The following is a 12613-nucleotide window of genomic DNA, read 5'->3' as shown; positions in this document are numbered from 1 at the left end:
AGGGTTCGGAGATGAGAGAGGACCCACGTAGAAGCGCCCGGGCGGTTTCGAGGTCCGCAAACGGGCGCTGTTAGACCGTCGGGGGCGCGTGACGCGGGCTCGGGGCCCGCGTCACGCCGGGTGGGGGTGTGAGTGTGGGTGGGGCGCTACCTCCAGTACGGGTGTGGCGCTGCCTCCGGTGTGGGGTGTGGCGCTGCCTCCAGTACGGGTGTGGGCTGCCTCCTGGGCCCGAGGCCCGTGGTCAGACCAGCGCGGCCGTCTTGCGCCTGGCGCCGCCCGGCGCCGCGTCGCCCGCCGCGATGCCGGTGCTGCGGTAGGCCTTCACGGTCCCGGCCGCCGGACGGCCGGCGCTCCGGGAGAGCCAGTCCACGCGCACCCACAGGAGAGCGTTCTCGGCCTGTTCCCTGCGCCCGATCCAGGCGGACTTCAGCCAGAGGCCCGCGCCGCAGCCCGCCATCAGCAGTCCGGCCGCCGCGGGCACCGCGAAGGCGCTGCCCAGCGCGGCGACGAAGGCGAGGAGCAGCCACCAGCGGTGGCCCCGGCGCCAGTTGCGCACGGTGACCGCGCGGTCCTGGAGCACGTCGTGCTTGCCCGCGCGGGCGGCCGACCGGGCCAGGGCGGTGTACCGCCTGCGGCGCACGCACGCCACGACGGCCGTCGCGACGAGGAACAGCGCGGCACCGGCCAGGACGCCGATCCGACGCCCGGTCAGCCCCGGCACCAACGCCCCGATGCCCGCCGCGAACACGCCCAGCCACCACAGTGGCGCCGCCCCCGCCCGTACGACGACGGCGACCCGAACCAGTCCTTGTCCTCCGCGCGCCACGTCCGGCCTCCTGTCCCGTTCTCGCTCTCCGCGATGCGTCTGAGAGGTGTGCGGTGACGCAGATTAACGGGGGAAGGTGAGACGAGTCTGAGAACGCGCCCTCCGGTGGCGTCGGTCCGCCGTCACTCCACGAAGAGCCCGCGCGCCGCCGCCTTCGTGTCGAACTCCTCGAGTCGGGCCTGGGCGTCCGGCAGGTCGTCGCACATGGCCTCCAGCAGCATCCGTCCGAGCAGCATCGGCGCGCAGGCGGTGTCGAAGGCGAGGCCGGTGCCGACGGCGGCGGGCAGCAGCAGGTCGGACACCTTGGCGACCGGCGCGAAGGCGGAGTCGGCGACGGTCACGACGGTGAGGCCGGCCTCCTTGGCGTGGGCGAGCGCGTCGACGACCTCACGCGGATGGCGCGGCAGGGCGAAGCAGAGCAGGGCCGTCGCCCCGGCCCGGGCCGCGGCGTCGACGCGGTCGCGGAGCATCGTGCCGCCCTCGTCCAGCAGCCGGACGTCCGGGTGGACCTTGGCGGCGAAGTAGGCGAAGCCGTGCGCCTGGGCCGCCGCCGCCCGCAGTCCGAGGACGGGCAGGGGCCGGCTCCCGGCGAGCGTGCGGCCCGCCTCCCGCACCGGTCCGGGGTCGGCCAGCACCTCGGCCAGGTGCCGCAGGTTCTCGATCTCGGCCGCCACGGCCTGCTGGTACTCGTTGCGCGAACCGGTGTCCGCCGCCGGTTCGGCGGGGGCGACCTCGCGCAGGTGGCGGCGGAGCGCCGGATAGCCGTCGAAGCCGAGGGCGACCGCGAAGCGGGTCACGGACGGCTGGCTGACCCCGGCCAGCTCGGCCAGCTCGACGCTGGAGAGGAAGGGCACGTCGGCGGCGCGCCGCACCATGCTGTGCGCGATGCGCCGCTGGGTCGGCGTCAGCCGGTGCCCCTCGAACAGCGCCTGAAGCCGCGCGGCCGGGCCATCGACCCCACCAGCACCACCGACCCCACCATCCCCACGGGCCCCACCAGCCCCATGGGCCCCACCAGCCCCACGGGCCCCACCAGCCCCATGGGCCCCACCAGCCCCACTGGTGTCGTCGGCCCCACCGACCCCACCCAGTCCGTCGGCTCCCTCGGCTCCGTCGGTCCGGCCGGTCCCGCTCATCCCTGTCCCCCTCGACCTATTCACCCGCCTCGACTTCTGCATACCGTTATACAGCGAGGTGGCGGACCGCACGACGCCGAACGCCCCTCCGGCCACCCCGTCGCACCCCGCCCCGGCCCGGCCCGCCCCGGCCGGATCCGCCCCCACCGGAACCACCCCGACCCGCCCGGTCACCGGACGCCCCCCGGCCGAAACGGGGGCTACCCCCAGTGCCCACGACGCCCCCGCTGCCTACCGTGGTCGGCATGACGGGAATGGACGGGCGGGACACCGACCTCAAGAAGGAACTCGACGCCACCCTGCAGACCCGCAGGGAGCTGGGTGAGGAGTACGAGTCGGCGCTGGTGGACTCGTTCCTGGAGAAGGTCGACCAGCGCATCGACTCGGCGGTCGAGCGTCGGGTGCGGCGGCAGGTCGCCGAGCAGCAGATGGCGACGGCCCGCGACAGCCGTTCGCCGAGGAGCACGGACTCCTTCGGCGAGCGCTTCGGCTTCGGCATCGTGTCGCTGGTGCTCGCGGTCCCGCTGTCCGCGATCGGCGGCGGCGTGGCCGACCTGCCGGGACTGCTGGTCGCCTGGGCCGGCATCGTCGGGGTCAACGTCGTACAGGCCGCCCGGACCACCCCCGGCCTCTTCACGCGCCGCCGCTCCGGCAAGGACGACGCCTGGGAGGACTGAGCGTCCGGCCGGCGCGGCCTCGCCGCGTCCGACCGGGGGAAGACTGCGCGGGGACCGCCGCACCCCCATCGCTGGGGGGCGGGACGACGGCGGTCCCCGCGGGGACGCGCGGTTCCGGGCCTCACGGCCGGGGCGGCGCGTCCGTGGCGTCCTTGGAAGTCCGGGAGCCGCTCCGGAAGGTCCTCGACGCCGACAACGACCACTGTGCCGGACCCGTGTTAAGCGTGTGCTGCGCGCACATGACGCGCGCGTACCACTTCCGCGAAGACCGCTTCCGCGAAGACCGCGGAGATCATCACGGGCCCGGCGGCTTCCGCTACTTCCCGGCCTTGGCGAGGAAGGACAGCAGGTCCTGACGGCTCACCACACCGGTCGGCTTGCCCTCGACGAGGACGATCGCCGCGTCGGCCGCGCCGAGCACCGCCATCAGGTCCGCGACCGGCTCGCCGGAACCGACCTGGGGCAGCGGGGCCGACATGTGCTTCTCCAGCGGGTCCTCCAGCGAGGCCCGCTTGGCGAACAGGGCGTCCAGCAGCTCCCGCTCCACAACCGAGCCGACGACCTCGGCGGCCATCACGTCCGGGTGGCCGGCGCCGGGCTTGACGATCGGCATCTGCGAGACGCCGTACTCCCGCAGCACCTCGATCGCCTGGCCGACGGTCTCGTCCGGGTGCATGTGGACGAGGGAGGGGATGTGGCCGCCCTCCTTGTCGTTCAGGACGTCGGCGACGCGGGCGCTGGGGCCGGCGTCCTCGAGGAAGCCGTAGTCGGCCATCCACTCGTCGTTGAAGATCTTGCTGAGGTAACCGCGTCCGCTGTCCGGGAGCAGGACGACGACCACGTCGTCCTCGCCGAGCCGCTCGGCCACCTCCAGCGCCGCGACGACCGCCATGCCGCAGGAGCCGCCCACCAGCAGGCCCTCCTCCTTGGCGAGGCGGCGGGTCATCTGGAAGGAGTCCTTGTCGGAGACGGCGACGATCTCGTCCGCGACCTCGCGGTCGTAGGCGGTCGGCCAGAAGTCCTCGCCGACTCCCTCGACGAGGTACGGCCGGCCGGAACCGCCCGAGTAGACCGAGCCCTCGGGGTCGGCGCCGATCACCTTGACCGCGCCGTCACTGGCCTCCTTGAGGTAGCGCCCGGTGCCGGAGATGGTGCCTCCGGTGCCGACACCGGTGACGAAGTGAGTGATCTTGCCCTCCGTCTGCTCCCACAGCTCGGGGCCGGTGGAGTGGTAGTGGGAGAGCGGGTTGTGCGGGTTGGAGTACTGGTCGGGCTTCCAGGCCCCCGGCGTCTCGCGGACCAGCCGGTCGGAGACGTTGTAGTAGGAGTCCGGGTGCTCGGGGTCGACCGCCGTCGGGCACACGACCACTTCGGCGCCGTACGCGCGCAGCACGTTGATCTTGTCGGTGGACACCTTGTCGGGGCAGACGAAGATGCACTTGTAGCCCTTCTGCTGCGCCACGATCGCGAGGCCGACGCCCGTGTTGCCGCTGGTCGGCTCCACGATGGTGCCGCCGGGCCGCAGCTCTCCGCTCTTCTCGGCGGCCTCGATCATGCGCAGGGCGATGCGGTCCTTCACCGAGCCGCCCGGGTTGAAGTACTCCACCTTGGCCAGGACGGTCGCCCTGATGCCCTTGGTCACGCTGTTGAGCCGCACCAGCGGGGTGTTGCCGACGAGGCTGATCATCGAGTCGTGGAAATGCACCGTGGTCTCCGGATGCTGCAAAAGATGTGGTCGTTATCGGTCCCGCCAGCCTATGGCCTGCCGCCCCGGTGATGCCCCGTGACGGTCGTTCACTCCCCGTTGAGATTGGGCGACCGTCGGTACGGGGCAAGCAGTGGGTGTACGGGTTGGAGGAGGTGGCGGCGACGTATGACAAGCATGTCGAGGGCGCGGGTGGCCAAGAGGATCGCGGCCGGCGCGGCGTACGGCGGAGGTGGCATCGGGCTGGCCGGTGCGGCCACGGTCGGTCTGCTGCTGGCGGAGGTGCAGCTGGCCAGGCGCCGGGTGGGCATCGGGACCCCCGACCGGGTGCCGAACGCGGAGGGGCTCTACGGCGACACCCTGCCCCCGGCCGGTGAGCCGCCCCTGCGGCTGGTGATGCTGGGCGACTCCACGGCGGCCGGACAGGGCGTGCACCGGGCCGGGCAGACACCGGGCGCGCTGCTGGCGTCGGGGCTGGCGGCGGTGGCGGAGCGGCCGGTGGAGCTGGGGTCGGTCGCGTCACCCGGGGCCTGCTCGGACGACCTCGACCGGCAGGTGGCGCTGGTCCTCGCGGACCCGGGGCGGACCCCCGACGTCTGCGTGATCATGATCGGTGCGAACGACGTCACCCACCGCATGCCGGCGACCCAGTCGGTCCGCCACCTGTCGGGCGCGGTACGGCGGCTGCGCACGGCCGGTGCGGAGGTGGTCGTCGGCACCTGCCCGGACCTGGGCACGATCGAGCGGGTGCGGCAGCCCTTGCGCTGGCTGGCCCGGCGGACCTCCCGGCAGCTCGCGGCGGCGCAGACCATCGGCGCCGTGGAGCAGGGCGGGCGCACGGTGTCGCTGGGGGATCTGCTGGGCCCGGAGTTCGCGGAGAACCCGCGGGAGCTGTTCGGCCCCGACAACTACCATCCGTCCGCCGAGGGCTATGCCACGGCGGCGATGGCGGTCCTGCCGTCGGTGTGCGCGGCGCTCGGCCTGTGGCCGGCGGACGAGGAGCGTCCCGACGCGCTGCGCCGCGAGGGCTTCCTGCCGGTGGCGCGGGCGGCCGCGGAGGCCGCGTCCGAGGCGGGCACGGAGGTCGCGGCCGCGATGCCGTCGGGCCCGCGGGGGCCTTGGGCGCTGCTCAAGCGCCGCAGGCGGCGGAGGGTCCCGGAGGCGGAACCGGCACGGTCCCCCCAGTCGAGCTAGGAGCACACGCGCCGCCCCGCCGGGCGGTCCCGCGACACGCCCGGCGGGGCGCCCCGGACTCGCCGGGCACCTCCGGGGAGGAGCGCGCTCCCGCGAGCCGAGCCCCCGGCCTGGGCGGCACCCCCACCCCGCCGCCGTAGGCCCAAGCAAGCGCTTAGAAAGTTGCGGCCCATGTCACACCCCCGCACCCGTGACCCGGGCCATACGGCCGGGTAACTTCCCAACCAGCCACGCCCGCCCCGTACCGACTCGTCACTGGAGCCGTGATGCCCGAAGCCGTGATCGTCTCAGCCACCCGCTCACCCATCGGCCGCGCCTTCAAGGGCTCCCTGAAGGACCTGCGCCCCGACGACCTGGCCGCCACGATCATCCAGGCCGCCCTCGCCAAGGTCCCGGAGCTGGACCCGAGGGACATCGACGACCTGATGCTCGGCTGCGGTCTGCCCGGCGGCGAGCAGGGCAACAACCTCGGCCGCATCGTCGCCGTCGAGATGGGCATGGACCACCTGCCCGGCTGCACCGTCACCCGGTACTGCTCCTCGTCCCTGCAGACCTCGCGCATGGCCCTGCACGCCATCAAGGCCGGCGAGGGCGACGTCTTCATCTCGGCCGGCGTCGAGATGGTCTCCCGGTTCGCCAAGGGCAACTCCGACAGCCTGCCGGACACCCGCAACCCGCTCTTCGCCGAGGCCGAGGCCCGCACCGCCGAGGTCGCCCAGCAGGAGGGCACCACCTGGCACGACCCGCGCGAGGACGGCCTCGTCCCCGACCCGTACATCGCCATGGGCCAGACCGCCGAGAACCTCGCCCGCGCCAAGGGCGTCACCCGGCAGGACATGGACGAGTTCGGCGTCCGTTCGCAGAACCTCGCCGAGGAAGCCATCAAGAACGGCTTCTGGGAGCGCGAGATCACCCCGGTCACGCTGCCCGACGGCACCGTGGTCTCCAAGGACGACGGCCCGCGCGCCGGTGTCACCCTGGAGGCCGTCCAGGGCCTCAAGCCCGTCTTCCGCCCCGACGGCCTGGTCACCGCCGGCAACTGCTGCCCGCTCAACGACGGCGCCGCGGCCCTCGTGATCATGAGCGACACCAAGGCCCGCGAGCTGGGCCTGACCCCGCTCGCCCGCATCGTCTCCACCGGCGTCTCCGGCCTCTCCCCCGAGATCATGGGCCTCGGCCCGGTCGAGGCGAGCAAGCAGGCCCTGTCCCGCGCCGGGCTGACCATCGACGACATCGACCTGGTCGAGATCAACGAGGCCTTCGCCGCGCAGGTCATCCCGTCCTACCGCGACCTCGGCATCCCGCTGGAGAAGCTGAACGTCAACGGCGGCGCCATCGCCGTCGGCCACCCCTTCGGCATGACCGGCGCCCGCATCACCGGCACGCTCATCAACTCCCTCCAGACCCACGACAAGCAGTTCGGTCTGGAGACCATGTGCGTCGGCGGCGGCCAGGGCATGGCCATGGTCATCGAGCGCCTCAGCTGACCACCGCGCCGCGCCGGCCGGGGGACTGTCGGTAGCGCCCGCGGGACCCAGCGTGACACCACGACCCGGAACCCCGGACACCCCAGGGTTCTGGGTCGTTTTGTGACCCAATCTCCCCCAGGATGTGACCTACCTCTCCCGCCCCCTGGATCCACGCAGGTCAGCCCGGCCCCACCCCCACCTTCCGGGCCCAAAGTCCTGTCCGTTTCGTGACGTTACGCACTGACAGACGGTTAGTCCTCCCTTCAAGCTGATGTAGGAAGTCGGGGGTCGACTTTGAACCGGGAGTACGTCCGTGAGCGCCATGCCGATCGCCCTGCTGCTCACCACGGCCGCCACCGGCGCCGTGGGCGTCGCCGTCCTGCGCGCCGTGCTGGTGCTGCGCCGCCAGGTGACGGCCCTGCACACCGAGCTGGCCGAGAGCCGCGCCGCCGCCACGCGCGGCCGTGTGCCCGCGGCCCGTGCCGCCGACGCCGAGGAGATACGCGCGGCCGTCGCGGACGCCCTCGCCGAGGAGCGCGAGCGGGAACTCGCCGAGGCGCGTGCCTTCTGGGCCGCCCAGGACGCGCGGGACACCTCCGACGCGCCCCTGCTGCTCGGCCTGTCCGACAGTGAGCTGTTCCTGCCCCGCCAGGCCGACTTCGCGGGCCTGGAGCCGGTGGCCGAGCCGGGCGCCGACGCCGAGGAGTCGTCCGCGCTGGACACGGGTCCGCGGGACTCCGCCGAGCTGGCTGCGGCCCGCCGCCGGCACCCCTCGCACCCGGACTTCGTACCGAACCCCTCGCCGGTCGGGGACGACCACGAGCGCACCGTCGCCACCCTGGAGGAGCTGGCCGAGACCAGCGTGGCGCTGGCGGACGTCCGCCCGGGCCCGCTGGGCACGCTCGACGTCTACGTCTTCGCCGACGGGACCACCCTGTGCATGACCCCGGGCCACCGGGAGACCGCCGAACGCCTGGCCGCCGCGCTGAGCGCGGGCACGACCCCGTACCTGCTGGGCGGCTCGGGGATCTCCGGCGCCTACACGCTGACCTTCGCCTGCGGCGAGGAGAACGTCTACATCCTGGCGGACCGCGTCATCGCGTCCCTCTAGTCACCTCCGGGACGTCACACCCCGGCGCGCTTGCGCGCCTCCTCCACCAGGCCCACCGCCTCCTCCACCTGCCCCTCGTCGCCGAGCACGAGGGCCAGATCGTGTGCGGCGACGGCGATCTGGTCCGCGGCGGCGAACATCCCCGCGTCCGGCATCTGCCGCGGTTCCGCGTCCGGTTCCTCCGCGAGCTGGGCGCGTCGGGCCAGCTCGCGGGCGAGTTCCAGCGCCTCGGCGGCGGCCCCGCGTTGCAGCCTGCTCTGCGGGGCGGCCCGCAGCCGGTCGGCGAAGTCGTCCACGGCTCGGGTCAAAGGCGTCGTATCAACCACGGCGCGAGCGTACGCGCCCCGCCGGGACTGTTGCCAACGGGCGAACGCTCAGGCACGGTGACCTGAAGGACCGGCTTACATCCCCTTTCGTCCGGAGGCGCCGATGTCCCAAGTCTTCTCCGAGGAGACCCACCGCAACATGCTCGCCCGCATCCCCCACTGCACCGGTCGTGAGATCTCCGACTGGCTGCGCGCCGTCGAGGACGGCCCCTCCCTCTTCCGTTTCGAGGAGAAGGTCAGCTGGCTCCGCCACGAACACGACCTCGCGTACGGCCACGCGAAGGCGATCGTCCACGAATACGACCTGAGAAGGGCCGCACGCAAGCTGCTCTAGCGTGCGCCGCCGCAAGGACGACGAAGGGCCCCGGGCGGAAGCCCGGGGCCCTTCACGCGTCACGCCGGCGCGCGTCGCGCCGTACCGGCACGTGCTAGTCGTTGCTGTTCAGGATCGCGATCAGCCGCAGGAACTCCAGGTACAGCCAGACCAGCGTCAGCGTGAGGCCGAAGGCGGCGAGCCAGGCCTCCTCGCGCGGGGCGCCGTAGGCCAGGCCGTCCTCGACCTGCTTGAAGTCCATGGCCAGGAAGCAGGCGCCGAGGATGATGCCGACGATGCCGAAGACGACACCGAGGGCGCCGCTGCGGAAGCCGAGGCCGTCTCCGCCGCCGAAGACGGCGAACAGCAGGTTCACCATCATCAGGAAGACGAAGCCGAGCGCGGCCGCCATCACGAAGCCGTAGAAGCGGCGGTTGACGCGGATCCAGCCGGCCTTGTACGCGATCAGCACACCGGCGAAGACCGCCATCGTGCCGATCACGGCCTGCATGGCCGCGCCGTCGGCGATGCGGTTGTCGACGACGCTGGAGACGACGCCGAGGAAGACACCCTCGAACGCCGCGTACGACAGGATCAGCGCGGGCGAGGCCTTGCGCTTGAAGGACTGGACGAGCGCCAGGACCATGCCGATCAGCGCGGCGCCGATGCCGATGCCGTAGGACCGGCCGATGTTGGCGTCGTCCACGGGCAGCAGCGCCCACGCGAGCGCGGCCGTCACGATGAGCACGCCGAGCGTGCTCGCCGTACGGATGACGACGTCGTCCATCGTCATCCGGCCGGTGCCGGCCGGCGCCTGCGGCGGCGCGCCGTGCTGAAGGTCCTGCTGGGCGTACGGGTTCTGCGCGTAGGGGTTGCCGGCGGGCTGGGCGTACGGAGCGCCCTGCGCGTACGGGTTGCCCTGGGTGGCGACGGCGGGGCCCCCGGCCTGCGGCGCGGCGTTGAAGCCCGCGTAGCCGTTGTCGCGGCTGAACCCCCGTCGCGAGAAGACCGGGTTTCTGCTCCTCATTTCACTCCTCCATGGCCACACTGCGCAGCCTTGGCTCAAGAGTAATGGAACGGCAAAGGAATGACCCTACTGCTTGGGGAGGATCTTTCCCTGCACCTGCGGGACAACACGCTACGCGGACCGGTGATTCCCCTCACGGCCGGGGCCCGCACCCGGCCGCGCCCCGCTCACCCGATCGGGAAACCGGTGTAGGCCTCGGCGAGGTCGGTCCCGGCCGCGCGGGAACCGGCGATCCGGTCCAGACGGGCCACCTGGAGGCGGTCGTCGAAGGGCGTGGCGTCGGGGGCACGGTGCAGCAGGGTCGTCATGTCGTACGAGAAGCGCTCGGCCTGCCAGACGCGGCGCAGACAGGTCGCGGAGTAGGCGTCGAGCAGGTCCTCGGAGCCGGTCCGCGTGCGGTGGACCAGCGCCCGCGCGAAGGTGACGACGTCGCCGACGGCGAGATTGAGGCCCTTGGCGCCGGTGGGCGGCACGATGTGCGCGGCGTCGCCGGCCAGGAAGAGGCGGCCGTGCCGCATGGGCTCGTGGACGTAGGAGCGCATCGGCGTGACCGACTTCTGGGTGATCGGGCCGCGCCGCAGCGTCCAGTCGTCGTCCGTCTCGAAGCGGCGTTCCAGCTCGGCCCAGATCTCCTCGTCGCTCCAGCTCTCGGCCTCCGTGCCCTCGGGCACCTGGAGGTAGAGGCGGGAGACGGACGGGGAGCGCATGGACAACAGGGCGAACCCGCGGTCGTGGCGGGCGTAGACCAGCTCGTCGTGCGAGGGCGGCACGTCGGCGAGGATGCCGAGCCAGCCGAAGGGGTACGTCCGCTCGAAGGTGCGGCCCACTCCGGAGGGGACGGCCGCCCGGGCCACCCCCCGGAAGCCGTCGCAGCCCACGACGTAGTCGCACTCCAGGACGTCCTCGACGCCGCTCCCGCCGTTCGCCCCGTCCGCGCCCCCGTGCCGGAAGCGCACGCGCGGGTGCGCGGTCTCCGCGTCCTCCACGGCCAGCGCCTCGGTCTCGAACAGCAGCGGGCCGCCCTCGTCGAGCTGGAGGGCGATGAGGTCCTTGCAGACCTCGGTCTGGGCGTAGACCATGACCGACCTCCCGCCGGTCAGCGCGGGGAAGTCGACGCGGTGGCGCCGCCGGTCGTAGCGCAGCTCGATGCCGTCGTGCCGCAGCCCCTCCCGGTCCATGCGCTCCGCCGCGCCGGCCGCCCGCAGGACGTCCACGGTGCCCTGCTCCAGGATTCCGGCGCGCTGCCGCCGCTCGACGTAGGCACGGTCGCGGCTCTCCAGGACGACGGAGTCGATACCGGCGTTGTGGAGCAGCCGGGCGAGGAGGAGCCCGGCGGGTCCGGCCCCGATGATGCCGACGGTGGTGCGCATCGGTCGTTCCCTTCGGTTGTTCGCGTGACACTTGACCGTGTCGTTCGCCTGGTGAAAATTAGTTCACCGATTGAAGGCGAGTCTCCGACCGAGTGACACCGCTGTCAACGGTCTGCGACGAAGCCGCCGCGAGGGAAGGAGGAAGGGAGAGTGCCCGGAGCCGGACTTGAACCGGCACGCCCGCGAAGGGGCAGCGAGGTTTAAGCTCGCCGTGTCTGCATTCCACCATCCGGGCAGGCCATGGGCTCCGCGTCGAGCGTCTTGAGCCTATCGGGGCACACCCCTCGAACACGGGTCGGGCGGACCGATCTTGTCTTATTTTATTGGCGCCTGAGGGCGCATCAGTTCCGCGGCCGGGCCGTCCTCACTTGCCAACAGCCTCGCGTGCGACGCCGGTCGTCGCACGCGGAATGACGGAATTTCACCGTCTCGACAAGGGCGCCCGCCCCGTTCCGGTGCCGTCCGCGCCGGACCGGCGGGTCAGGGTCGGCCGTCATCCTCAGGTAGTACACGGGCCCGCCCGGTCCGACCGGAGTCCCCCCTCGGAACCGGAACAGCGGCTGACTACACGGCGCCCGGCGGCCGGAAGGATGGACCGCGTCCCCAGCACGCCGCACCGACAGGAGCGCCCTTCCCGTGACCACCGCACCCATCGCCGACCGGTCCACCACCGTGGCCGCAAGCGCCACGGAGCTTTCCAAGATCTACGGCCAGGGCGAGACCCAGGTGGTCGCCCTGGACCGCGTCTCCATCGAATTCCGGCAGGCCGAGCTGACCGCCATCATGGGTCCCTCCGGCTCCGGCAAGTCCACCCTGATGCACTGCGTGGCCGGTCTCGACACCTTCTCCTCCGGCTCGGTGCGCATCGGCGAGACCGAACTGGGCCCCCTGAAGGACAAGCAGCTGACCAAGCTGCGCCGGGACAAGATCGGTTTCATCTTCCAGGCGTTCAACCTGCTGCCGACGCTCACCGCGCGGGAGAACATCACCCTCCCCATGGACATCGCGGGCCGCAAGCCGGACCAGCAGTGGCTGGACTCGGTGATAGGGATGGTCGGGCTCGCCGACCGGCTCGGCCACCGCCCCTCCCAGCTCTCCGGCGGCCAGCAGCAGCGCGTGGCCGTGGCCCGTGCGCTGGCCTCCCGCCCCGAGATCATCTTCGGTGACGAGCCGACCGGGAACCTCGACTCCCGCTCCGGCGCCGAGGTGCTGGGCTTCCTGCGCAACTCGGTGCGGGAGCTGGGCCAGACGGTGGTGATGGTGACCCACGACCCGGTGGCCGCGGCCTACGCGGACCGGGTGGTCTTCCTCGCGGACGGGCGCATCGTCGACGAGGTGTACGGGCCGACGGCCGACTCGGTGCTGGACCGGATGAAGCAGTTCGACGCCAAGGGCCGCACCAGCTGACGTCCCGCCCGCCGCGCACACCCCCGTACCTCCGCCGTACGTCTGGACAGAG

At 72.5% G+C, this 12613-nt stretch carries 12 protein-coding genes and 1 tRNA gene; 6 read left to right on the top strand and 7 right to left on the bottom strand.

The genetic code is table 11. The features are described from left to right. Positions 1 to 241: 241 nt before the first annotated feature. Positions 242 to 826 (bottom strand): hypothetical protein, encoded by a 585-nt coding sequence (locus AC07FV_RS31060; protein WP_479090850.1) that lies wholly within the window; start codon positions 824 to 826, stop codon positions 242 to 244. Positions 827 to 948: 122 nt separating this feature from the next. Beyond that, complete coding sequence (locus AC07FV_RS31055) at positions 949 to 1962, bottom strand: MurR/RpiR family transcriptional regulator (RefSeq protein ID WP_479090848.1); 1014 nt, start codon at positions 1960 to 1962, stop codon at positions 949 to 951. 254 nt (positions 1963 to 2216) lie between these two features. Here AC07FV_RS31055 and AC07FV_RS31050 point away from each other — a divergent pair, with 254 nt between their 5' ends. After that, positions 2217 to 2639 (top strand): hypothetical protein, encoded by a 423-nt coding sequence (locus AC07FV_RS31050; protein ID WP_479090915.1) that lies wholly within the window; start codon positions 2217 to 2219, stop codon positions 2637 to 2639. A gap of 316 nt (positions 2640 to 2955) precedes the next feature. Here the strand turns inward: AC07FV_RS31050 and AC07FV_RS31045 are convergent, their stop codons facing one another. Continuing rightward, a complete protein-coding gene (locus AC07FV_RS31045; protein WP_479090846.1) occupies positions 2956 to 4344 on the bottom strand; it encodes a cystathionine beta-synthase in 1389 nt (462 codons plus the stop codon). Between the two features lie 168 nt (positions 4345 to 4512). On the opposite strand from AC07FV_RS31045, the gene AC07FV_RS31040 reads away from it, so the two are divergent. From AC07FV_RS31040 to AC07FV_RS31030, 3 genes are all read left to right on the top strand, one after another. Next, a complete protein-coding gene (locus tag AC07FV_RS31040; RefSeq protein ID WP_479090844.1) occupies positions 4513 to 5538 on the top strand; it encodes an SGNH/GDSL hydrolase family protein in 1026 nt (341 codons plus the stop codon). Between the two features lie 266 nt (positions 5539 to 5804). Further along, complete coding sequence (locus tag AC07FV_RS31035) at positions 5805 to 7025, top strand: acetyl-CoA C-acetyltransferase (protein ID WP_356608829.1); 1221 nt, start codon at positions 5805 to 5807, stop codon at positions 7023 to 7025. A gap of 295 nt (positions 7026 to 7320) precedes the next feature. Beyond that, the gene (locus AC07FV_RS31030) at positions 7321 to 8118 is read left to right on the top strand and encodes a hypothetical protein (protein WP_479090843.1); all 798 of its coding nucleotides are present in this window, start codon (positions 7321 to 7323) and stop codon (positions 8116 to 8118) included. A gap of 14 nt (positions 8119 to 8132) precedes the next feature. On the opposite strand, the gene AC07FV_RS31025 is transcribed toward AC07FV_RS31030, so the two are convergent. Then, complete coding sequence (locus AC07FV_RS31025) at positions 8133 to 8444, bottom strand: hypothetical protein (protein ID WP_479024601.1); 312 nt, start codon at positions 8442 to 8444, stop codon at positions 8133 to 8135. Between the two features lie 103 nt (positions 8445 to 8547). On the opposite strand from AC07FV_RS31025, the gene AC07FV_RS31020 reads away from it, so the two are divergent. Further along, a complete protein-coding gene (locus AC07FV_RS31020; RefSeq protein ID WP_053132243.1) occupies positions 8548 to 8778 on the top strand; it encodes a DUF4287 domain-containing protein in 231 nt (76 codons plus the stop codon). A 94-nt stretch (positions 8779 to 8872) separates the two neighbouring features. On the opposite strand, the gene AC07FV_RS31015 is transcribed toward AC07FV_RS31020, so the two are convergent. From AC07FV_RS31015 to AC07FV_RS31005, 3 genes are all read right to left on the bottom strand, one after another. Next, the gene (locus AC07FV_RS31015) at positions 8873 to 9784 is read right to left on the bottom strand and encodes a Bax inhibitor-1/YccA family protein (RefSeq protein ID WP_356608835.1); all 912 of its coding nucleotides are present in this window, start codon (positions 9782 to 9784) and stop codon (positions 8873 to 8875) included. Positions 9785 to 9951: 167 nt separating this feature from the next. Continuing rightward, positions 9952 to 11154, bottom strand: a complete 1203-nt coding sequence (locus AC07FV_RS31010; RefSeq protein WP_479090841.1) for a 4-hydroxybenzoate 3-monooxygenase — start codon at positions 11152 to 11154, stop codon at positions 9952 to 9954. A gap of 151 nt (positions 11155 to 11305) precedes the next feature. Next, positions 11306 to 11389, bottom strand: a tRNA-Leu gene (locus tag AC07FV_RS31005). Between the two features lie 401 nt (positions 11390 to 11790). Between AC07FV_RS31005 and AC07FV_RS31000 the strand changes: the two genes are divergently transcribed. Next, positions 11791 to 12561 carry an ABC transporter ATP-binding protein gene (locus AC07FV_RS31000; RefSeq protein WP_479090840.1) on the top strand — a complete coding sequence of 257 codons (771 nt, stop codon included), beginning with the start codon at positions 11791 to 11793 and terminating at the stop codon, positions 12559 to 12561. The last annotated feature ends 52 nt before the right edge of the window (positions 12562 to 12613 follow it).

The organism is Streptomyces sp. NPDC045956 (genome assembly GCF_056430705.1).
This window is presented reverse-complemented; position numbering and strand designations above follow the sequence as displayed.

Excerpts from the sequence above, each read along its gene's own strand:
- AC07FV_RS31055 (WP_479090848.1), bottom strand. The coding sequence starts at position 1,962 with ATGAGCGGGACCGGCCGGACCGACGGAGCCGAGGGAGCCGACGGACTG.
- AC07FV_RS31050 (WP_479090915.1), top strand. The coding sequence starts at position 2,217 with ATGGACGGGCGGGACACCGACCTCAAGAAGGAACTCGACGCCACCCTG.
- AC07FV_RS31040 (WP_479090844.1), top strand. The coding sequence starts at position 4,513 with ATGACAAGCATGTCGAGGGCGCGGGTGGCCAAGAGGATCGCGGCCGGC.
- AC07FV_RS31035 (WP_356608829.1), top strand. The coding sequence starts at position 5,805 with ATGCCCGAAGCCGTGATCGTCTCAGCCACCCGCTCACCCATCGGCCGC.
- AC07FV_RS31020 (WP_053132243.1), top strand. The coding sequence starts at position 8,548 with ATGTCCCAAGTCTTCTCCGAGGAGACCCACCGCAACATGCTCGCCCGC.
- AC07FV_RS31015 (WP_356608835.1), bottom strand. The coding sequence starts at position 9,784 with ATGAGGAGCAGAAACCCGGTCTTCTCGCGACGGGGGTTCAGCCGCGAC.
- AC07FV_RS31010 (WP_479090841.1), bottom strand. The coding sequence starts at position 11,154 with ATGCGCACCACCGTCGGCATCATCGGGGCCGGACCCGCCGGGCTCCTC.